The sequence below is a fragment of the Microbacterium sp. MYb66 genome, assembly GCF_002979435.1.
In the GTDB taxonomy this organism is placed as follows: domain Bacteria; phylum Actinomycetota; class Actinomycetes; order Actinomycetales; family Microbacteriaceae; genus Microbacterium.
In genome coordinates, this window is the sequence record NZ_PCOV01000002.1 from 241,379 (window position 1) to 261,629 (window position 20,251).

A 20,251-nucleotide genomic window follows, 5' to 3' on the forward strand; every position below is an offset into this window, starting at 1 on the left:
GGAAGCGCCGCCCCGGCGGGGACGGCGCTTCCTCGATCGCACGTGGTCAGCGACGACGAGCGCGGACCGTCTTGATCCAGCCGTCGGCGATGTCCCACCCGACACCCGCGGCGATGCCGAACCCCAGCAGGACGGCGAGGATGCGGAAGACCCCGCCCTCGTCGGCCGATTCGGCCTGTCCTGCCGCGAAGCCCTCGCCGCCCGCCGCCGTGACCTGCGCGAGGAACTCCGGATTCACCAGGTCTCCGGTCAGCAGCAGGACGAGCACCCAGGCGAGGAACGCGAGGGCGAGGATCGTGTTCGCCACGGCCAGTCCCGTGGTCCATCGCCCCCTGCGGTAGAGGACGACCGCGAACACGGCCTCCGCGACGATGAGCAGGAGCAGGACTCCGATCCCCCACGGCCACAGCTGCGGGTTCAGGATCGGCAACGTCTCGCCGTCCACGTGGACGAAGCCGCGATAGCGATCCCAGAGGAGTGCGCCGATCGCGATGCCCAGGAAGACGAGCGACGCGATCAGCTCGCTGCGCCCCACTCCCTTCTCGGTCGGCTCCGGCAGCTGGTCCAGATCCCACTTCTCGATCGCCGTCGTGCTGTTCGAGCGCTCGAGGATGACGAAGACGAGCGTGGTCCAGAAGCAGATGTGGAGGATCGCGCCGCCGGTCGCCACGATCGACGTCGAGATGATCTCGCCCACCGGCGCACCGGAGATGGTCTGCCCCAGTGCGACACCGCCGAGGACGCACACCGGAACGATCATCAGCAGCAGCTTGAGCAGCCGCCACCAGGTCAGATAGAAGCGCGGACCGATGAGATACAACGGGCGATCCGCGTACCCGGCGGCGAGGACTCCGGGGTCGCCGAGCTCGGTGAGGACGGACCGTTCGGCGTCTTCCGGCGCCTCCCCCTGCTCGAGCCGCGCCTCGATCGCGTCGGCGATGGAGGCTTCGAGCTCGGCGCGGACGTCGTCCTGCGCCTCGGGCCGGAGGCTGCGGATCGTCGCGCTGATGTACCGCTCGGTGAGCGTGGCGGTGGTGGTCATGTCAGTTCTCCTCTGCTGAGAGGGAGGCGATCGCCGTGGTGAGCGACCGCCATTCGTCGGTGAGGGTGTCGGCGAGGCGTATGCCGGCATCCGAGGTGCGGTAGAACTTGCGGGGTCTCGCCTCGTCGGTGTTCCACTCGCTCGTGAGGTATTCCTGCTTCTCGAGCCGTCGCAGCAGCGGGTACAGGGTGTTCGCGTCTGTGGCGAACCCACGACGTTCGAGTTCTTCGAGCAGCCCGTAGCCGTAGCCCGGTGTGCGCAGCAGCTGCAGGCACGCCAGCACGATCGTGCCGCGGCGCAGTTCCTGCAGATGCGTGTCGAGGATCTCGTTCATGTCGATCACATTACTGTGCGTCACACACCATTGTCAATCACACGTTTATGCGCGATCCAAGACTCGAGCGAGAAGTACCGTGGAGACATGACGCTCGAGATCACGCGCATCGACCCGTTCGACGCTGCCCTGGTGGATGACTGGTGGGACGCCTACGCAACCGCCGAGCGGGCCGACCGCGGGGACGACATTCCCGTCTGGTCCCGGGAGGAGACCCGCAGCGAGCTTCAGCAGGACTCACGGGTCATCGAGCGGCGCGCGTTCCTCCTGCACGACGGCGGTGTCGTGGTGGGATCGGCCAGCCTCGCACTCCCCCTGAAGGACAACACGCACGTCGCGCACCTCGACATCGATGTGCCGCCCGCCCACCGCCGGCGCGGGATCGGCTCGGCCGCCCTCGCCTTCCTCGAGAGTGAGGCCGCAGCGGCCGGACGCACCGTCGCGCAGGGCGACACGTCGTGGCGGTACGAGCTCGGACCCGACGGCACCGGAGACCCCGGCCGGGAGTTCGCCCGCCGCCACGGCTTCGCGCTCGCCCTCGGCGATGTGCAGAACAGGCTCGCACTCCCCGTCGAGCCCGCGATGCTCGACCGGATCGACGGCGGTGTCGCGGCGGCGATCCAGGGCTACACGATCAGGAGCTGGGTCGGCCCGGTGCCGGATGATGTCGTCGAAGGCTGGGCGATCCTCGATGCCTCGATCGACACCGAGGCCCCCAGCGGCGATCTCGACATCGAACCCGCGAAGCCCGATGTGGAGAGCATCCGCGAGCACGAGGATCTCCTCGTCCGACAGCACCGCCTGTCGATCGGCACGATCGCTCTCACCCCGGAGGGCGATGCCGCCGCCTACACCCAACTGGTGGTGTCGGGTGACGACGGCAACGCCTACCAGTGGGGAACACTCGTGCGCCGCGCCGATCGCGGCCACCGCCTCGGCACCGCGGTGAAGGCCGCCAACCTCCGCCTGCTGCAGCACGCGGCTCCGCAGACGCGGGCCGTCTACACCTACAACGCCGAATCGAACGCCCACATGCTCGCCGTCAACACCCTTCTCGGGTTCACCCCCACCGAACGGATGGGCGAGCTGCAGAAACGCCTGGCCTGACGTGCGGCGGTCAGAGACTCCGCGGGGACAGAATGGGCACATGATCCCGCCACTCGCAGACCTGCTCGACTCGGCCAGGGTCGTCTCCCTTCCGATGCACAGTCGCTTCCGCGGCGTCGACGTGCGGGAGGCTCTTCTCTTCGAGGGGCCGGAGGGATGGGCGGAGTTCTCGCCGTTCACCGAGTACGAGGACGCGGAGGCCGCGACCTGGCTCGCCGCCGCGATCGACTTCGCATGGCGCGAGCAGCCGGCGCCACTGCGCGACCGAATCGGCGTGAACGCGACGGTTCCGGCGATCGAGGCGGCGCACGTGCCCGAGCTGCTGTCGAGGTTCTCCGGATGCCGCACGGCCAAGGTCAAGGTCGCCGAGCCGGGGCAGACCCTCGCCGACGACGTGGCGCGCGTCCGCGCCGTGCGCGAGGTGATGGGCCCCGAGGGGCGCATCCGCGTCGACGCGAACGGAGCCTGGAACGTCGACGAGGCCGAGCACGCCATCCACGCCCTCGGCGAGTACGACCTCGAATACGTGGAACAGCCGTGCGCGACCGTGCCGGAGCTCGCGGATCTGCGCAAGCGGGTCAAGTACATGGGCATCCCGGTCGCCGCCGACGAGAGCGTGCGCAAGTCCTCCGACCCGCTCGCCGTCGCCCGCGCCGGTGCCGGTGCCGCCGACCTCCTCGTCATCAAGGCTCAGCCGCTGGGCGGCATCACCCACGCGCTGCAGATCGTCACGGCGGCGGGCCTGCCGGTCGTGGTCTCGAGCGCACTCGACACCGCCATCGGCCTGTCGCAGGGCGCGGCTCTGGCGGCGGCGCTGCCGACGCTGGACTACGACTGCGGGCTCGGCACCGCGTCGCTCTTCCTCGACGACCTGGCGGACCTGCGTCCCGTCGACGGCTCGATCCCGGTGGGCCGGGTGACGCCGGACGCCGATGCGCTCAGCCGTCTCGCGGCCTCAGATGAGCGCCGTGAATGGTGGGTGGCACGGCTCGCTCGCTGCCACTATGAGCTGTCGACCGCGGCGCACTGAGGCGACCTCTCACGGCTCCGTCGTGACCGGGACGACCTGTCGGAAGCGCGGATGCACCCAGACGAACAGGGTGACCAGCGCCATGATCACCGCGCCGATGATGATGGGCAGCGCCGGCCACACGCCGTAGAGCGTCGTGCCGAGCGTCGGCGCGACCACGAAGGTGAGGCCCGTGGTGGCGCCGACGAGTCCGGCGAGGCCTCCCTGCTCATCACGGCGGACCAGCAGCGTGGGACCCGCGGTGTATCCGGGCATCGCCGTGCCGAGCCCCAGGCCGATGATCAGGATCGCCGCGAACAACGCCACGGCGCCGAGATCGACGATGAGCAGGCCGAAGCCGACCAGGGCCGTGAGGCCGCCGACGCGGAGCAGCGTCGGCGGGGTCCAGCCGCTCTTCGGGACGACCACAGCCTGAGCCGTGACCATGCCGACTCCCGCCGCGAGAAGCGCCCCTCCCGTGACCAGACCGGTCTGCGCGGCGGCGAGGTCCAGGCGGTCCTGCACGATGAAGCCCGTGATGACCTGGATGAAACCCAGCGCGGTGAACATCCCGAATCCGGCGACCAGGAAGGGCCACACGCGCGTGTCGAACGGGCGCACCCGTGCGGGCTTCTCGATCAGCTCGGTACGCGTCTCCCGCCGCAGCCGGAACGCCACGACGCCGAGCCCCGCCAACAGCAGGAACGGGACGACGATCAGCGGCGTGATGAGGCCGAACGCCGAGAGCACGCCACCGACCACGGACCCGGCGATCATCGCGATCCCCTGCACCGCGCCGACTCCGGCCATACCCTTCACCCTGGCCTGCTCGTCGGGGGTCACATCGGCGATGTAGGCCTGTGCGGTCGGCGGCACTGCGGCGAGCGCAGCCCCGAAACCGATCCCGCGCAGCAGGACGAACATCAGGAAGAGGACGGTGCCGCTGATCATGCCGTTCATGCCCCAGAAGGCGGTGAGGGCGAACAGCGCCATGGTCACGACGGCGAGCGTGAAGGCGAAGACCAGGACCGGCTTGCGCCCCCACGACTGCGACCGTCGCCCCCAGAACTGGCTCGTCAGCACGATCATCACCGCCGCGACACTGATGGTGACGCCGATCTGCCACTCCGCGAGCCCGACCTCGCGGGAGAGCGGCGCGATGATGGGATTGAGCGTCATCTGTGCGAGGTAGGCGAGGAACACCGCTCCCAGCAGGAGGGACACCTGCGAGCGTGGGGCGGTGTGGATCGTGGGGACGGAATCGGTGTCCGGGCTGCTCATCGGGAGGTTCCTCTCGTTGTGGTCGTCCGATCGCCGTGGTCGTCTCGCCGGCCGTCGGCTCCATCACCGGCCAGCTCCTGCGCGATCCCCGCCAGGACGATCCGCAGCTTTCCGTGGAACCACTCGAACGGGTCCGCCGTGATGGCGAGGATCATCTCGTCGTGCACCTGTGCCGCGACGCTGTCCGCGCGCTCCGCAGAAGGGGTGCGCCACTGCTTCTCGAGAACCTCGCGCACCTTCCCCTCCTGCGCGAGCATGGGCGCGTCGAGGATCTCGACGCCGCGCCTGCTGTCCGCCGTGAGGTCGAACACGAGGTCGACGGCGAGCACGGCGGAGCGAGCGGTGAACCCGCGCTCGACGAGTGCAGCTCCCACCGTGTCGGAGAGCATCACGATCGACCAGGGCACCACGCCACCGGTCAGCTCGAGCACCGCCCCCGGGTGCTGCTCCCATACTCGCCAGGCGGCGACCGCCCAGCGTTCGAGCAGCGGTCGCCAATCGCCTTCCAGATCCGGCCATTCCGCGGTACGCAGCACACGGTCCAGGCCGAGGCGCACGAGTTCGTCGCGGTTGCTCGCGTGCCGGTAGAGCGTCGCCTGCCCGACTCCGAGCCTCTCGGCGACGGACGCGAAGGTCAGATCGTGAAAGCCCACGCCGATCACGGCGGTCGCGATCGCCTCGGCATCCACTGCCGGCGGTCGTCCGGGACGCCTTCGAGGAACAGGCCGTCCGTCCGGAGAAGTTAGGGTCACCTCACCAGGTTATGAGAGTTAACTCTCATAATCAAGACTCCTCGCAGATCCTCATGATGGAGACCCTCCGAGCGCCTCCGCGAGATGGCGAGTGGCGAGGTCGGCGCCGCGCGAACCATGCTCGCCGCCCGCGCCGAAGATCGTGAGGATCTCCGCGTCGTTCTCCCCGTCGGCGCCGAACCAGTGCGGCGTCCGCGTGTCGAACTCGGCGACCTCGCCCGCCTCGAGCACCACGTCCCGGTCGCCCACGATGAGCCTGATCCGCCCGGTGAGCACGTACATCCACGAAGACCCCTCGTGTGACGTGAGCTTCGGCTCCGACGCATCACGGGGCACGAGGATCTTCCACGCGTGCCGCTCTCCCGGCTGGCGGGTGAGCGCCACCACGGTGCGGCCGTTGACGCGCCGCGGGCGCAGCCGCACCCGGGGGTCGCCGGTCTCGGGCGCGCCGATGAGATCGTCGAGCGACACCCGATACATCCGCGCGAGCGGCAGGAGGAGCTCCAGGCTCGGGCGTCGCTGCCCCGTCTCAAGGCGCGACAACGTGCTCTTCGAGATGCCCGTGACCGACGCGACCTCGGCGAGCGTCTCCCCCCGTCGAACACGCAATGCCTGCAGCCGCGGACCCATCTGCTCCAGCGTGGCGTCGATGACCGCGTCGTTTTCATCCATGCCTCATGACACCACGTGTATCCCGGTTTCAGCAACGTGAGTTGCCGATCGAGCGCACCTCAACCGATGCTGAGGACATGACGGAGACCCCCACCACCTCACCCCTCCTCCGCTCGGGCACGGCCGGACTCGCGCTCAGCGTTCTGGTCGCGTCGCTCGGGACCAGCGCAGCCAACGTCGCGCTCCCCACGATCGCCCAGGAGCTCGACGGCACGTTCTCACAGACCCAGTGGGTGGCTCTCGCCTATCTGCTGGCGATGACGGCGACGAGCCTCACGGTCGGACATCTCGGCGACCTGTTCGGTCGGCGCCGCATCCTGTGGACGGGCATCGCCGTCTTCACCGCCGCCGCCGCCCTCTGCACGATCGCGCCGACGCTGTGGGTGCTGATCGGCGCTCGGGCCCTGCAGGGTGTCGGGGCGGCCGTGATGATGGCCCTCCCCCTGGCACGCGCCCGCGATCTGGTCCCGCCCGAACGCCTCGGACGGGTCATGGGCCTGCTCGGGACGACAGCGGCGGTGGGAACCGCCTCGGGTCCCGCACTCGGCGGTCTTCTGATCACTGTGGCCGGCTGGCCCGCGATCTTCGCCGCCATGGTGCCGCTCGGGCTGCTCGCCGCAGCGTTGGCAGGCCGGAAGGATCGAGACGCGGTCGACATCGGTGCCCCTCGTTGCAGCTTCGACGTCGGCGGCGTCCTGCTGCTGACGGCGGCCGTCGCGCTCTACACCCTCGGCGTGACAGCGCCCGGCCCCGGCGAGTCCTGGCCGACCCTGCCGCTTCTCGGCGGCGCCGTCGTCACGGCCGGCCTCTTCGTGCTGCGGGAATCCCGCGCCTCCCATGCCCTCCTCCCTCCTGCCCTGCTCAGGAATCGCAGCATCTCGATCGGCGCGGTCCTCAACCTGATCGTCGGCACGGTCATGATGAGCACCCTGGTAGTCGGCCCCTTCTTCCTCGCGGACGGGCTGCACCTCGCTCCCGCGGCGATCGGCGTCACCATGGCCGCCGGACCGCTGGCCTCGATCTGCACCGGAGTCCTGGCCGGCAGAGCGGTCGATCGGTTCGGCTCCCGACTCGCGACCACGACCGGACTCGTGGCCATGATCGGCGGTGCACTCGCTCTCGCCCTGCTGCCCGCCTGGTGGGGACTCCCCGGGTACATCACGGGAACCGTGCTGCTGGCGCCCGGTTACCAGCTGTTCCTCGCCGCCAACAACACCGGGGTCCTGAGCTCGACACCCGCCGAGCGCCGCGGCATGGCCTCCGGGCTGCTCGGCCTCTCGCGCAATCTCGGTCTCGTCACAGGGGCATCCGTGCTCGCCGCGCTCTTCGCCGCTGCCTCCGGTGCACCCGACATCACGGGCGCGTCGACGGAGGCGCTCGTCTCAGCGCTGCGGACGACGTTCCTCGTGACGGCCGCGCTCCTGGTCGCCGCCGCGCTGCTCTCGCTCACAGCAGCCCGTGACAGATCCGGCGCCCGGGCGCCTACGGCTCGATGAGCAGCTGGACCAGGCGCCCGAGCTCTTCGCCTCCGGAGTGGCGCAGCTGCGCGTCATCCTGTCCGGCCATCGCGCCACGCACGGTCATGCCCTCCCAGATGATCATGAGCATGCGCGCCGCGGTCTCCGCCGGCAGGCGCAGCCGCAGCAGACCGGCGGTGACGATGTCGTCGACGATCTGAGCGATGCTCGAGACCATCTCGCGCTCCTGCGCGAGGTACGCCTCGCCGAACTTCGCATCACGGAGAGCGCGGATGCGGATCTCGCTCAGCAGCATGACGCCGAGGCGGTCGTCTCCCCCGAGCTCCATGATCTGCTGCACGAGGTCGATCGGATCGCATCCCTCGACCAGAGCGCCGGCGGCGGTCAACTCCTCGACACGGGTGCGCACCGCGTTCACGCGCACCTCGGAGACGCTGGCGGCGAGCATGAGGAACAGCTCGTCCTTGGACTCGAAGTTCGAATAGAACGCGCCGCGGGTGAACCCCGCTCGCTCGCAGACCGCCTCGACAGAGGCGCCGTCGAGACCGACCTCGGCGAAGACCTGCGCGGCGGCCTCGAGCAGTCGCGCGCGCGTGTTCTCCCGACTGCGGGTTGCGGGTATCGACATCGAAGACCTCCTGACCCTTCACTCTCGCACGATTCACACCCCGCACACAGGCTTGGCCGGGCGGGTCACCTTACGATACATCTATGTATCGGATACACCTGTGTATCCACCCCGCACCCCTCGGAGGAACGCGTGTCCACACTCCTGTCGTCGCTCGGACGCTGGTCCTTCCGGCACCCGTGGCGGGTTCTCGTGTCCTGGCTGCTCGCGCTCGGCATCGCGGGCGCCGGAGCGCTCGTCCTGGGAGCGGGCACCGACAACACGTTCTCCATCCCCGGCACCGAATCGCAGGCCGGCCTGGAGCAGCTCTCGCGCTCGTTCCCGCAGGTGAGCGGCACGAACGCGCAGTTCATCGTGGTCGCGGCCGATGGCGACAAGATCACGGATGACGAGTACCGGGACGACATCGAGGGCGCGGTCGACGAGCTGAGCGACCTCGACGGCGTGCTCGCCGCCACCTCGCCGTACGACGAGATGGTCAAGGGCATGGTCAACGACGACGACACCGCCGCCATCGTGCGCGTGCAGTTCGACGGCGAGTCCACCGACGTCTCGGACGAGACGAAGGATGCGCTGCGTTCGGTCGTGAGCGACCTCGACGCCGAGCTCCCCGCGGGATCGCAGACCTCCCTCGGCGGCGACCTCTTCGCGATCTCCATCCCCGGCGTCACGCTCACCGAAGCGGTCGGACTGCTCATCGCCCTGCTCGTGCTGATCGTCACGTTCCGCTCGTTCGTGGTGGCCGGACTCCCCCTGCTCACCGCGATCCTCGGCGTCGGCATCTCGATGGCCGGCATCTTCACCGCGACCGCGTTCGCGACCGTCTCCTCGACCACCCCGCTGCTGGCGCTCATGCTCGGGCTCGCGGTCGGCATCGACTACGCGCTGTTCATCATGGCGCGACATCAGGACCAGGTGCGCGAGGGCGTGGATCCCGAGGAATCCGCCTCCCGGGCCGTCGGCACCGCGGGATCCGCCGTCGTGTTCGCCGGCGTCACGGTGCTCATCGCGCTGATCGGCCTCGGTTTCGCGGGCATCCCCTTCCTGACCACCATGGGCATCGCCGCATCCGCCGCCGTCGCCGTCGCCGTCGCCATCGCCGTCACGCTCACCCCGGCGCTGCTCGGGTTCATGAAGGGCAAGGTCGTCGGGCGTCCGAAGAAGGTCAGGGCGCCGAAGACCACGAAGAGCGCCGCCGGATCGTCGGATGAATCGGAGCCGTCGAAGGACGTCACACCCCCGGTGAAGGGAAGCGCCCGCTGGGTCGGCGGGGTCATGAAGCACCCCGTCCTGGTGTCGCTGGCCGTCGTGCTCGGACTCGGGATCGTCGCCGTCCCCGCCCTGAGCCTCGACCTCGCGCTGCCGAACGCCGGTGTGCTGCCGAAGGACTCCGAGGCCCGCCAGAATTACGACCTCGTCGGCGAGCAGTTCGGCCCCGGCTTCAACGGCCCCATGATCCTCACCGGCACGATCGTCACGTCCACCGATCCGCTCACCCTGATGGAGGACCTCGGGGATGCGGTGGCGAAGGTGCCCGGTGTGAAGGAGGTCGCCCTGGCGACCCCGAACGAGACCGCCGACACCGGCATCGTGCAGATCATCCCCGAGACGGCTCCCGACGACCCGGCCACCGCCGATCTCGTGCGCGAACTGCGCAGCCACCACGACGAGTGGCTCGACGAGTTCGGCATCGACCTCAAGGTCACCGGCTTCACCGCCGTCGGCATCGACATCTCCGACCAGCTGGGCAACGCGCTGCTGCCGTTCGGCATCTTCGTGATCGGCCTCTCGCTGATCCTGCTGACCATCGTGTTCCGCTCGCTGTGGGTGCCGATCACCGCCGCGGTCGGATATCTGCTGTCGATCGTCGCCGCCTTCGGCGTGGTCGGTGCGGTGTTCGAGTGGGGCTGGTTCGCCGACCTGCTGCACGTCGCCAAGGTCGGGCCCATCATCAGCTTCATGCCGATCATCCTGATGGGCGTTCTGTTCGGTCTCGCAATGGACTACCAGGTGTTCCTCGTCTCCCGCATGCGCGAGGACTTCGTGCACGACAAGGATGCAGCGAGCCCGAATCGCGCGACCCGGCGGGCCGCAGCCCTTCGCGCCGTGCGCAGCGGCTTCACGGGCTCGGCGAAGGTCGTCACCGCGGCCGGACTCATCATGTTCGCGGTGTTCGTCGCCTTCGTTCCGGAGGGCGACTCGTCGCTGAAGCCGATCGCACTCGGCCTCGCCGCCGGCATCGCGTTCGACGCCTTCCTCGTGCGGATGACGCTGATCCCCGCACTGATGGCGATCCTCGGCGAGCGCGCCTGGGAGCTGCCCCGCTGGCTGGAGAAGATCCTCCCCCGCGTGGACGTCGAGGGTGAGGCCGTCGAGCGCGAGCGTCACCTCGCCGAGTGGCCGGGCGACGGGTCGGTCGTGGCCGCCGACGACCTCGAGATCAGCGCGGACGCGCCCCTCGTCGAGGGCCTGTCGATGCGCATCCCCACCGGCGGTGCGGTCGTCGCCACCGGCGGCGACCTGCGCACGCGCCGAGCCCTCGCCCTCACGGTCGCGGGGCGTCTGACGCCCTCCGATGGCCGGCTCCGCGTCGCGGGCCACCTGCTCCCCGGCCGCGCGGCGTGGGTGCGGTCGCATGTCGGCTGCGTGCTGGTCGACGACGCGGATGCCGCCCTCGGCGACCTCGCGGAAGCCCTGCGCGGGAAGTCCACGGTCGTCGTGATCGACGGGCTCGACCGCCTGACCGGCGGCCGACGCGACCAGGCGACGGCGATGCTGCGGGATGCCGCGGCGTCCCGCCCGCTCGCGGTCTTCGCCACCGCATCCGATGCCGACGCGGCACGGACCACCCTCGCGGAGGCCGGTTGGCCCGACGCACAGACTCTCGACACGCGTGCTCCGCGCCGGAGCGCCGCAGAATCCACCGAGGTGACCGCATGACCCTCCCCATCGAGCGCGCGCGCTCCCGCAAGCCCATCACGTGGCTGACCATCCTCGGCGTGCTGCTGCTTCCGGCGGCGGTCGGCGGCATCCTGGTCGCGGCCCTGCAGAACCCGACGGAACGTCTGGATTCGATGACCGCGGCCATCGTCAACCTCGACGAGCCCGTGACGATCGACGGACAGGTGACTCCGCTCGGACGCCAGCTCGCCGCCGGACTCGTCGAGGGATCGGACGAGCTGGACTCGAATCTCACATGGGTGATCTCCAACGAGGACGACGCCGCCGACGGTCTCGCGGACGGCTCCTACCAGGCCGTCATCACGATCCCCGAAGAGTTCTCGGCCGCAGCCACCTCGGCCGGCACGGCGATCTCCGACGGGGGCGGCACAGCCGAGCAGGCCACCATCACGGTGACCACGCCGGACGACGGACTCGTCGCCGACGACCTCATCACAGGGCAGATCGCCGACGTCGCGGCCTCGACCATGGGCACCATGCTCACCGAGGCGACGACCGAGAACATCCTGGTCGGCTTCACCACGATCGGCGACCAGATCGGCGAGGCCGCAGAGGGTGCCGTGAAGCTGGCGACCGGCGCGCGGGATGCCGCCACCGGAGCGGCCGCGATCCCCGACGGTGCCACGAAGCTGGCCTCCGGCGCGGGCGAGCTGGGCACGGGCGCGTCTTCTCTGGCGACCGGGCTCGACACGATCGCGGGCAAGACCCGGGAGGCCGCGGCCGGTGCGGGGGCGATCGGCGCGGGGCTGACCGATGGCGGCGCGCAGCTGCAGCAGAACATCGGCGGCACCCAGCAGCTCGTCGGCGCGGTCCAGGGCGCTTCGGCGTCGGCCAGGTCGGCCGCAGACGGCTCCGCTGCTCTGGCGGGGCGGCTCGGCGGGCTGGCGGAGACAGCCTGCGCACCTCCGGTGGCGGACCAGGCGCAATGCGACCTGTACACATCTCTCGCGGCTGACGCGGGTGCCGTGGCCGAAGACGCGGGAACCGCGTCGGGTGTGCTCAACGACCCCAAGGTGGCGGGCGGCATCGCCGCCCTTCCGGGCACCTTCAGCACTCTGGCCTCGAGCATGTCCCAGGCCGGGGCCGGCGCCACGCAGCTCGCGGGCGGGCTCACCCAGCTCGCTGACCAGGGCATCGGCGCGTCCGCCACGGGTGCACGGGGCATCGCATCGGGCGCGACTCAGCTCTCCGACGGCGCGACCGCTCTCGCGGACGGCACCACCGAGCTCGCGACCGGGCTCGACACCCTCGCGACCGGCACCGGAGATCTCGCAGGCGGGCTGCGGACGGCATCCGAATCCCTCCCGTCGTTCAGCGACAGCGAGTCGACCTCGCTCGCCTCGGTGATCGCCGACCCGGTGTCGTCGAACTCCTCGATGGACACGATCTTCGGGCCGACCGCCATCCCGCTGCTCGCGGCCGTCGTGCTGTGGTTCGGCGGACTCGCCTCGTTCATCGTGATGCGCGCGCACACGGCGCGCACCCTCACCTCCCGACGGTCGTCGGCCGCCCTGACGCTGCGCGCGTTCGCACCCGCCGCTCTGATCGGCGCCGGACAGGGCCTGCTGGTCTCGCTGATCGTGCAGATCGTCGCCGGCTACGACGCCGCCGCCTGGTGGGCGTTCGCCGGCACCGCCGTGCTCGCGGGTGTGGTGTTCGCCGCCGTGAACCAGGCTCTCGTCGCCCTGTTCGGCGGCGTCGGGCGCTGGCTCTCCGCCCTCTTCGGGGTGCTCGCCGTCGCCACCGGGTTGATCTCGACCGTGCCTGGCTGGCTCGCGGGCGTCGGTGCCGCGCTGCCGACCGCCCCGGCCTTCGCGGGATTGATCACGGCGAGCGGTTCCGCGGTGGCGGCCCTCGTGGTGTGGGGTGTGCTGTCACTCGTGGCCACCACCCTCGCCGTCACCCTGCGACGGACGACGTCGGCCAAGGCGGTCCTCGCCACGGCCTGACCGAGTTCCGCGCACCCGCGCACCCCTGCACCCCTGCCAGAACGGAGACCATCTGCTCCCGGCCCGACGCGCCGAAGTATGACGCGTCGGGCCGTTCGTGTGTCCGTCTCCGTTTTCGCCCCACCGCGCCGGGACCTAAGCTCTCGGCATGCGCCGACCGTTCATGGCCACCCCCGACCAGCTCGCGAGCCTGGAGGGCCAGCAGTACCTCGTGCTCCGGCCCACCGCGGCGGTCGGCGAGGTCTATCGGGACGTCCAGGACGCCGCGCTCGCACACCTCGGCATCCCGGCACGGCGTCCTCACACCGGGCACGTCACGCTCCGGGGGTTCTCCGAGCCCGAGCGGCGCGAGGAGCTCGCCGAGCTGATCCGCTCCTGGGCAGCACGGCAGTCTCCGATCGAGGTCATCGCGGAGGCCGTGGACGAGTTCCCCGCGCCCTGGCAGATCCTGATCGTGCGCCTCGCGCGCAGCGCCTCGCTCGTGTCGGCGTATTCGACCCTGACCACCGCGCTGGATGCCACGGACTTCCGCCGTCTCGGCGAACTGCCTTTGACCGACTGGACGTTCCACCTGTCGGTGCTCTACGGCAAGACGCTCGACGCGGCGGTGTGGTCGCGTTTCTCGGATGCGGAGGTCCGCGCCCTCGAGCCGGAGCCTGCAGAGATCATCACCGAAGCCGAGCTGGTCTGGTACCAGGACGGCATCGAGCACGCCGAGGTCCTGCCGCTTCGAGGCTGACCCTTCGGCGCCGCCGCTCAGCTCAGCTCAGCTCAGCTCAGCTCAAGCCGGAGTAGGCGTGCAGACCCTTGAAGAAGACGTTCACGATCGTGAAGTTGAAGATCACGGCGGAGAAGCCGACGATCGCCAGCCATGCCGAGGGGTTGCCGCGCCAGCCGCGGGTCGCGCGGGCGTGGATGTATCCGGCGTAGATGACCCAGATCACGAAGGTCCAGGTCTCCTTGACGTCGAAGCCCCAGAAGCGGCTCCAGGCGTAGTACGCCCAGATGGACCCCGCGATGAGCGTGAAGGTCCAGAGGATGAAGCCGATGATCGTGAACATGTACGCCAGGCTCTCCAGGCGCACGGAGGTCGGGAAGGTGCGGAGGAAGCCAGGACCGGTCTTCGCCGCGCCTTCGCCGACGAGACGCTCGCGGCGCGACTGCATGAGCTGGATCACCGAGAGGGCGAACGCGAGCGCGAAGAACGCCGTCGCCAACGAGGCGACGAACACGTGGATGACGAGCCACACGCTCTTGAGCGGGTCCATCAGCGGAGAGACCTCGACGTAGAAGTTCGTGGCGCCCAGGCCGAGCAGCACGACCACGAGCCCGGTGATGAAGGTGCCGAGGAAGCGCAGGTCGATACGGGTGAGCACCACGAGGAACACCGCGACGATGAGCAGCGTGCCCATCATCGCGAACTCGTAGAGGTTGGCCCACGGCACTCGTCCCGCCGCGATGCCACGGGTGACCGCGGCCGCGAGGTGGAAGAGGAACCCGAGCACCGTCAGCGAGGTGCCGATCCGCGCCATGATGAACCGCTGCGGAGCGGCCGCGGTTCCGGAGGCACTCGAAGACGCGGATGCCGGTGCGCCGCCCGCCCCGACGAGCACGGACTCCCGGACCGTCTGCGCATCAGCCGTGGCCTGCGAGCGCCGCGCGAGATCGAAGGCGTAGGCCACGAAGGCCGCCGCGTAGATCGCGATCGCCGTCCAGAGCAGGACCGGCGAGATCACGTTGAGCTCGAGCATGGTGTCAGTCTACTTTCCGGGTGTCGGGTGCCGGGGCGTCCGACTCTGCGGACTCGTCGGCGGTGTCTTCGGCGGTGGGACGCGCGGTCGTGCCGCCCGCTGCGTCGAGCAGCCGGGCGTGACCGGCGACGAGGTCCTCCACGGCGGCCGCGAGGGTGGGGTCCTCGCCACGGGCGAGCGCGGCATACTCCAGCGAGACCGCGCTGTCGTGCGCCGTGGCCTTGACCCAGACGCGTCGGCGCGGCACGAACAGGGCGATCATGAGTCCGCCCAGCGCCAGCAGCGCGAAGCCCAACACCCACACCCCGGATTCGTCGCGATGGATCTGCAGCGACGCGAACCGCTTGACCGACTTCGAGGCATCCGTCGCCCCCGCCGGGGACTCGTCATCGAAGGTCACGGAGCCGAGGCCGTTCGGCAGCTGAGCCGTCTGGCCGGGGACGAGCTCGATCGACTCGACGTCGGTGCTGCGGCCGGTGAGCTTGGTCATCCCGGTCGTGTCGAGCACGTAGACCGAGCGCGGCACCCCCTCGTTGATCCCGAGGTCGCCGGTGTACACGTCGAGTGTGAGCGTCGGGTTGGTGAGATCGCCGTAGGCGGAGAAGAACGCCCCGGTGTCGAGCACACCCGTCGTCGGGTAGAAGAATCCGACCAGGCCGACCTGCTCGGCCAGCCCGTCCGGCACCTTGAGGACACCGAGCGAAGTCATGTTGTTGTCCTGCGGCAGGAAGGGCGTGCTGTTGGTGAAGACCACGTCGCCATCGGGATCGCGCACCGTCACGGTCGGCGCGTAGCCGTTTCCGAGCAGGAACACGTCGTCGTCGGCGACCCCGAGCGGCTCGTTGACCTTGACGGATCCGGTGCGCTCCTCGCCGTCCTCCTTCACGGTGACGTTGGCGGAGAAGTCGCCCGCCTGACCGGAGCCCGGCTCGCCGAACGGCTGGTAGGTCACATCGAACGAGTCCAGGCGCATCGAGTAGGGGGCGAAGGCATCGTCGCCGACGAACCGGCCGCGATTCATCGAGTCGTAGTCGAGGAGCGTGTTCGCGAAGGTCTCTCCCTCGACCAGCACGCGCTGACCGGTGTACGAGAAGCCGCCACCCACGCCGACCGTGACCAGCACGCCGACGAGTGCGAGGTGGAACAGCAGGTTGCCGGTCTCGCGCCAGTAGCCGCGCTCCGCCGACACCGAGTAGGTGTGACCGCGGTCGTAGCGCTCGACCCGGTATCCCAGCGCCTTGAGCTGCTTCGTCGCGACATCGATCGACGCGGCCGCCTCGGTCTCGGCATCACCCGTCCTGGTGCCGGACTCGGCCGCCGCATCGCGCGTCACCGCGCGGTAGTCCTCGAGCCGCTGGAGTCGAGCAGGGGTGCGCGGCGGGCGGGCGCGCAGAGCCTTGGCGTGGTGCTTGATGCGCGGGATCACGCAGCCGACGAGGGAGGCGAAGAGCAGCAGATAGATCGCCGAGAACCACGGCGAGAGGTACACGTCGAACATCTTCAGCGCGTCGAGCACCGGGAAGAGGTCGGGGTTCTCGCGCTGCCACTGGGTGACCCCGTTCGGGTCGGCCATCCGCTGCGGGAAGATCGAACCCGGGATCGCCGCGATCGCGAGCACGAGCAGGAGCACCAGCGCCGTGCGCATCGAGGTCAGCTGCCGCCACCCCCACCGCAGCCAGCCGACGAAGCCGAGTCGTGGCTGGGTGATCGAGTCGTCGCCGTCGACATGGTCGGACGGGCGGAGCGGATCGCTGGAGTCGCTGTTCACGGCACCCTTGTTCTTCGTCTTGGTCTTCTCAGAGCTGTCAGAGCGGGAGGATGACACTGCCGATCACCGCCGTCAGCCGGGACATGATGTCGGTCCAGAGGCCGGTGACCATCAGGATGCCGAGCAGGATCAGCATCACGCCGCCCACGATGTTCACGATGCGGATGTGGCGGCGGAGGAAGCCGATCGCCTTCGTCGCCCAGCCGAAGCCGAGGGCCACGAGCAGGAACGGGATGCCGAGGCCGAGGGAGTATGCCAGCCCCAGGAATCCTGCGCGAGCGGGATCGCCGGCGTTGAAGGAGAGGGCGATGATCGCGGCGAGCGTCGGACCCATGCAGGGCGCCCAGCCGATGCCGAGCGCGACGCCGAGCAGCGGCGCTCCGACGATGCCCGCCTTGGAATCGACGTGGAAGCGGAACTCCTTCTGCGCGAAGCCGAAGAGTCCCAGGAACACCAGCCCCATCGCGATGATGACGAGCCCGAGGATGCGGGTGATCAGATCGCCCCACTGCAGCAGGAAGACACCCGCTGTGCCGCCGAGCACGGTGTACAGGACGAAGACGACCGTGAAGCCGAGGATGAACAGCAGCACGCCCAGCACGAGGCGCCCGCGGGTGGCCGGCTCCGTGGTCTGCGTCGTCGTCCGTCCGTCGGCACCGGTCGTCGTCGTGGACCGCGGCGCGACCGCACCTCCGAGGAAGCCGAGGTATCCGGGCACGAGGGGAAGCACGCACGGGGAGAGGAACGAGACGAGTCCCGCGAGCATCGCGACCGGGATCGCGATCCAGAGGGCCCCGGAGCCGATGATCGCTTCGGGATTCACAACGCTCCCGAGGTGTTCACGAGTCCTCCGCGAGCGCGTCCTTGACGAGCGTGGAGAGAATCGACTTCCCGTCGATCGGCCCGATGATGCGTGCGGCGACTCGTCCCTGCTTGTCGAGCACGAGCGTGGTCGGGGTCGCGGCGATCGGCGCTTCCTTCGCGAACGCGAGCTTCGCCTCGGCGGTGTCGACGTCGATCAGGCTCGGGTACGTGATGTCGTACTCGTCGGCGAAGGCACTCGCAGTGTCGGCCTGGTCGCGGGTGTTGATGCCGATGAAAGCGACGTCCTCGTCGCCGAAGTCCTGCCACACGGCCTCGAGGTCGGCGGCTTCCAGACGACACGGCGCGCAGCCGGCGTACCAGAAGTTGACGACGGTGACCTTGCCGGCGATGTCGTCGCTGTCGAACTTGTCGCCCGACTCGGTGACTCCGCCGAACTCGACGGGCTCACCTCGCTCGGCGACGGGGACCTCGACGATCGCGCCGTCGGCCGCGACGTAGCCGGTGTTCTCCCCGTTCAGGAACGATTCGCTGACCGGATCGGGAGCGCAGGCGCTCAGACCGATGGCGAGTACCGCAGCGAGCGCGGCACCGACCGCACGGCGCGAGGGCCGGGTGCGGGAGGAGCGGCCGCTGCGGATCTGACGAACCGTCGAATCGCGTGGCACGACTCCGAGTTTACGCAGAGGATCCTATGCGCGAGGTGGATGTGGGGCGGCTCGAGACCTCGGTCAGAACCGTGCCAGGACGTCGTCGACACCGGCCCGGAACCGCGGGCAGGTGGCGATGTCATGGGCACGGCAGCCCATCGCGTGCTCGGTCATCTCGCGGGAGCGGCGCATCTCCTCCATGCGCCGATCCAGGTCGTCCAGATGCTGCTGGAGCACCTGGTGGCGCCCGGCGCTGCCGTCGTCCAGCAGCACCCCGATCTGGTCGAGGCTCATGCCCGCCGCCTTGCTGCGCTGAGTACTTCGAGAGCGAGCCGCTAACACGCAAGAGGCGCAAGCTCGCCGAAGGGGCGAGCGCCCTCCGAGCCTCCTCACGACACCTGTATCTGTTCACAACGCCCGCCGGCACACGCGCACGCCTCGGCTCCGCGCACCTCTGGGACCTCACCGACGGGAGTTTCGCACTTCCGGCAGATGTGGACTGCGTCTGGCTCGACAGCCTCAATACGACCGTTCGCCGATTCTCGGCGCCGGAGGGCTGGACTACGTTCTCGCTCTGAGGAGCCGAGCTGCCGAGATTCGGGGGTCGTCACTCGCATTCGCTGACTTCACCAGCCCCACTGTCCCAGCCTGCCCGTACGCTGAGCCCATGCACCCTGAACTCAACCCGTTCACACCGGGATCGGGACGAACTCCGCCACTGCTCGCGGGCCGAGCCGAAGTGGTCGACGCATTCGACCTATTGGTGGCGCGGTCACGCGGACGAAACCGCGGAGCAAGCATCGTGCTGCACGGCTATCGCGGCGTCGGAAAGACGGTTCTGCTCAACGCCATGAGAGCGCAAGCCGAAGGCGCAGGCTGGCTCTGCATCGATGTCGAAGCGCAGACCTCGGATGCCGGACCTGCGGCCATCCGTCAGCGCCTCGGCCGCAAGCTCCACGAGGCCGCCGAGAAGTTCAAGAACGGCAAGAGCTACACGGAAGCCGTGAAGCGCGCGCTCGGCACCCTGACCGGCTTCTCCTTGTCCCTGGGGGTCGTCTCCATCGAGACTGCCCGTGAGCCCGCCACCGGGCGAGCGTCGTCCGGGGTGCTTGAAGTTGACCTTGAAGAACTCATCGAAGACTTTGCGGACGCGCTGCGTGAGTCCCACTCAGCTGTCGGAGTGTTCATCGACGAGATGCAAGACGTCGATGACGAACTGCTCTCCGCGCTTATCACCGTGCAGAACCGCGCCGGCCAGAAGGACATTCCTTTCTACGTGGTTGGCGCCGGCCTGCCGACGCTCCCTGGACGCCTTGCCGGCGCGCGAAGCTACGCCGAACGGCTTTTCGACTACCGTCACATCGGAGCGTTGGACGCGGAGGCCTCGCGCGCCGCGATACGTAACCCCCTCAGCACCCACGGTCTGATAATTGACGACGACGCCCTCGATATCCTGACCAGCGCCGCCAAGGGGTATCCGTACTTCTTGCAACTTTTCGCTCAGGAATCGTGGGACCTCACCCCGACTCGGACGATTGACCTGACGGTCGCACGCCAAGCTCTCGAGAAGGCTCAAAGACAACTCGACCAGGGGTATTTCCGCTCCAGCTGGGATCGCGCAGATGCGGCGGAACGTGCGGTACTCCGCGCGATGGCTGCGGCTGGCGACGACGACGAGTACCCCGTCGATGGTCTCCTCGGCGAATCAGGCCTGGAGCTCTCGCAGTTCAGCGCTGCTTGCGATTCGCTAGAGAGTAAGAGCGTGATCCTTAGATCGGGACCTGGTCGAATCGCGTTCACCACGCCTGGGCTGACCGGGCACGTGCGCCGTCGCGCTGCGGAGAATGTGTAGATTCTGCTCTTGCCTTCGAATCCGGCTGGGACGCTATGCTTGACCCACCTTCGCGCGAGGTGTCACGGAATCGTGCGCGATCCCAATGGGTGAGGCAGATGACCCTTAGTGCTCCGTCGCTACGCGGGCTAAAGGGTTTGACGTGGCGTAGCAGGCGGGGAGCAAGCCGGTTCTGAACGGTAGCTCCCCGCCTTT

18 protein-coding genes are annotated in these 20,251 nt (G+C 69.2%); 7 read left to right on the plus strand and 11 right to left on the minus strand.

Annotated features, from left to right (window positions below):
* Positions 1-46 precede the first annotated feature (46 nt).
* Together CQ045_RS04980 and CQ045_RS04985 are read right to left on the minus strand one after the other, a co-directional pair.
* Entirely contained in the window at positions 47-1,042 is a 996-nt protein-coding gene (locus CQ045_RS04980) for a permease prefix domain 1-containing protein (RefSeq protein ID WP_105721582.1), read from the minus strand.
* A 1-nt stretch (position 1,043) separates the two neighbouring features.
* Positions 1,044-1,376: a PadR family transcriptional regulator gene (locus tag CQ045_RS04985; RefSeq protein ID WP_105722150.1), complete on the minus strand. Its 333-nt coding sequence runs from the start codon at positions 1,374-1,376 to the stop codon at positions 1,044-1,046.
* An 87-nt stretch (positions 1,377-1,463) separates the two neighbouring features.
* Between CQ045_RS04985 and CQ045_RS04990 the strand changes: the two genes are divergently transcribed.
* Both CQ045_RS04990 and CQ045_RS04995 read left to right on the plus strand, forming a co-directional pair.
* Complete coding sequence (locus CQ045_RS04990; RefSeq protein WP_105721583.1) at positions 1,464-2,483, plus strand: GNAT family N-acetyltransferase; 1,020 nt, start codon at positions 1,464-1,466, stop codon at positions 2,481-2,483.
* Positions 2,484-2,523: 40 nt separating this feature from the next.
* Positions 2,524-3,513: an o-succinylbenzoate synthase gene (locus CQ045_RS04995; protein ID WP_105721584.1), complete on the plus strand. Its 990-nt coding sequence runs from the start codon at positions 2,524-2,526 to the stop codon at positions 3,511-3,513.
* A 9-nt stretch (positions 3,514-3,522) separates the two neighbouring features.
* Here CQ045_RS04995 and CQ045_RS05000 read toward each other — a convergent pair whose 3' ends face one another.
* From CQ045_RS05000 to CQ045_RS05010, 3 genes are read right to left on the minus strand one after another with little or no spacing between them, the layout of a single operon-like run.
* Entirely contained in the window at positions 3,523-4,773 is a 1,251-nt protein-coding gene (locus CQ045_RS05000) for an MFS transporter (RefSeq protein ID WP_105721585.1), read from the minus strand.
* Positions 4,770-5,525: a TetR/AcrR family transcriptional regulator gene (locus CQ045_RS05005; RefSeq protein WP_105721586.1), complete on the minus strand. Its 756-nt coding sequence runs from the start codon at positions 5,523-5,525 to the stop codon at positions 4,770-4,772. The genes CQ045_RS05000 and CQ045_RS05005 overlap by 4 nt, the downstream gene beginning before the upstream one ends.
* Positions 5,526-5,576: 51 nt before the next feature.
* On the minus strand, positions 5,577-6,197 hold the full coding sequence (locus tag CQ045_RS05010) for a helix-turn-helix domain-containing protein (RefSeq protein ID WP_105721587.1): 621 nt from the start codon (positions 6,195-6,197) through the stop codon (positions 5,577-5,579).
* Positions 6,198-6,274: 77 nt separating this feature from the next.
* Between CQ045_RS05010 and CQ045_RS05015 the strand changes: the two genes are divergently transcribed.
* Positions 6,275-7,693 (plus strand): MFS transporter, encoded by a 1,419-nt coding sequence (locus tag CQ045_RS05015; RefSeq protein ID WP_105721588.1) that lies wholly within the window; start codon positions 6,275-6,277, stop codon positions 7,691-7,693.
* On the opposite strand, the gene CQ045_RS05020 is transcribed toward CQ045_RS05015, so the two are convergent.
* Positions 7,680-8,303 carry a TetR/AcrR family transcriptional regulator gene (locus tag CQ045_RS05020; protein ID WP_105721589.1) on the minus strand — a complete coding sequence of 208 codons (624 nt, stop codon included), beginning with the start codon at positions 8,301-8,303 and terminating at the stop codon, positions 7,680-7,682. The two genes, CQ045_RS05015 and CQ045_RS05020, sit on opposite strands and share 14 nt — an antisense overlap.
* A gap of 132 nt (positions 8,304-8,435) precedes the next feature.
* Between CQ045_RS05020 and CQ045_RS05025 the strand changes: the two genes are divergently transcribed.
* From CQ045_RS05025 to CQ045_RS05035, 3 genes are all read left to right on the plus strand, one after another.
* Positions 8,436-11,243, plus strand: a complete 2,808-nt coding sequence (locus CQ045_RS05025; protein ID WP_105721590.1) for an efflux RND transporter permease subunit — start codon at positions 8,436-8,438, stop codon at positions 11,241-11,243.
* Complete coding sequence (locus tag CQ045_RS05030; RefSeq protein ID WP_105721591.1) at positions 11,240-13,213, plus strand: YhgE/Pip domain-containing protein; 1,974 nt, start codon at positions 11,240-11,242, stop codon at positions 13,211-13,213. The genes CQ045_RS05025 and CQ045_RS05030 overlap by 4 nt, the downstream gene beginning before the upstream one ends.
* 148 nt (positions 13,214-13,361) lie before the next feature.
* On the plus strand, positions 13,362-13,952 hold the full coding sequence (locus tag CQ045_RS05035; RefSeq protein WP_258130955.1) for a 2'-5' RNA ligase family protein: 591 nt from the start codon (positions 13,362-13,364) through the stop codon (positions 13,950-13,952).
* A gap of 37 nt (positions 13,953-13,989) precedes the next feature.
* Here the strand turns inward: CQ045_RS05035 and ccsB are convergent, their stop codons facing one another.
* The 5 genes from ccsB to CQ045_RS05060 all read right to left on the minus strand — a co-directional run bounded on the left by ccsB (position 13,990) and on the right by CQ045_RS05060 (position 18,597).
* Entirely contained in the window at positions 13,990-14,964 is a 975-nt protein-coding gene (ccsB, locus tag CQ045_RS05040) for a c-type cytochrome biogenesis protein CcsB (protein WP_105721593.1), read from the minus strand.
* Between the two features lie 4 nt (positions 14,965-14,968).
* The gene (locus CQ045_RS05045; RefSeq protein WP_105722152.1) at positions 14,969-16,732 is read right to left on the minus strand and encodes a cytochrome c biogenesis protein ResB; all 1,764 of its coding nucleotides are present in this window, start codon (positions 16,730-16,732) and stop codon (positions 14,969-14,971) included.
* 37 nt (positions 16,733-16,769) lie between these two features.
* Positions 16,770-17,555: a cytochrome c biogenesis CcdA family protein gene (locus tag CQ045_RS05050; RefSeq protein ID WP_105721594.1), complete on the minus strand. Its 786-nt coding sequence runs from the start codon at positions 17,553-17,555 to the stop codon at positions 16,770-16,772.
* 16 nt (positions 17,556-17,571) lie between these two features.
* The gene (locus CQ045_RS05055) at positions 17,572-18,222 is read right to left on the minus strand and encodes a TlpA disulfide reductase family protein (RefSeq protein ID WP_105721595.1); all 651 of its coding nucleotides are present in this window, start codon (positions 18,220-18,222) and stop codon (positions 17,572-17,574) included.
* Positions 18,223-18,285: 63 nt separating this feature from the next.
* The gene (locus tag CQ045_RS05060; protein ID WP_308737004.1) at positions 18,286-18,597 is read right to left on the minus strand and encodes a MerR family DNA-binding protein; all 312 of its coding nucleotides are present in this window, start codon (positions 18,595-18,597) and stop codon (positions 18,286-18,288) included.
* Positions 18,598-18,871: 274 nt separating this feature from the next.
* Between CQ045_RS05060 and CQ045_RS05065 the strand changes: the two genes are divergently transcribed.
* Positions 18,872-20,056, plus strand: a complete 1,185-nt coding sequence (locus CQ045_RS05065) for an ATP-binding protein (protein WP_105721596.1) — start codon at positions 18,872-18,874, stop codon at positions 20,054-20,056.
* The last annotated feature ends 195 nt before the right edge of the window (positions 20,057-20,251 follow it).

Excerpts from the sequence above, each read along its gene's own strand:
- CQ045_RS04980 (WP_105721582.1), bottom strand. The coding sequence starts at position 1,042 with ATGACCACCACCGCCACGCTCACCGAGCGGTACATCAGCGCGACGATC.
- CQ045_RS04985 (WP_105722150.1), bottom strand. The coding sequence starts at position 1,376 with ATGAACGAGATCCTCGACACGCATCTGCAGGAACTGCGCCGCGGCACG.
- CQ045_RS04990 (WP_105721583.1), top strand. The coding sequence starts at position 1,464 with ATGACGCTCGAGATCACGCGCATCGACCCGTTCGACGCTGCCCTGGTG.
- CQ045_RS04995 (WP_105721584.1), top strand. The coding sequence starts at position 2,524 with ATGATCCCGCCACTCGCAGACCTGCTCGACTCGGCCAGGGTCGTCTCC.
- CQ045_RS05000 (WP_105721585.1), bottom strand. The coding sequence starts at position 4,773 with ATGAGCAGCCCGGACACCGATTCCGTCCCCACGATCCACACCGCCCCA.
- CQ045_RS05010 (WP_105721587.1), bottom strand. The coding sequence starts at position 6,197 with ATGGATGAAAACGACGCGGTCATCGACGCCACGCTGGAGCAGATGGGT.
- CQ045_RS05015 (WP_105721588.1), top strand. The coding sequence starts at position 6,275 with ATGACGGAGACCCCCACCACCTCACCCCTCCTCCGCTCGGGCACGGCC.
- CQ045_RS05020 (WP_105721589.1), bottom strand. The coding sequence starts at position 8,303 with ATGTCGATACCCGCAACCCGCAGTCGGGAGAACACGCGCGCGCGACTG.
- CQ045_RS05030 (WP_105721591.1), top strand. The coding sequence starts at position 11,240 with ATGACCCTCCCCATCGAGCGCGCGCGCTCCCGCAAGCCCATCACGTGG.
- CQ045_RS05035 (WP_258130955.1), top strand. The coding sequence starts at position 13,362 with ATGCGCCGACCGTTCATGGCCACCCCCGACCAGCTCGCGAGCCTGGAG.
- ccsB (WP_105721593.1), bottom strand. The coding sequence starts at position 14,964 with ATGCTCGAGCTCAACGTGATCTCGCCGGTCCTGCTCTGGACGGCGATC.
- CQ045_RS05065 (WP_105721596.1), top strand. The coding sequence starts at position 18,872 with ATGCACCCTGAACTCAACCCGTTCACACCGGGATCGGGACGAACTCCG.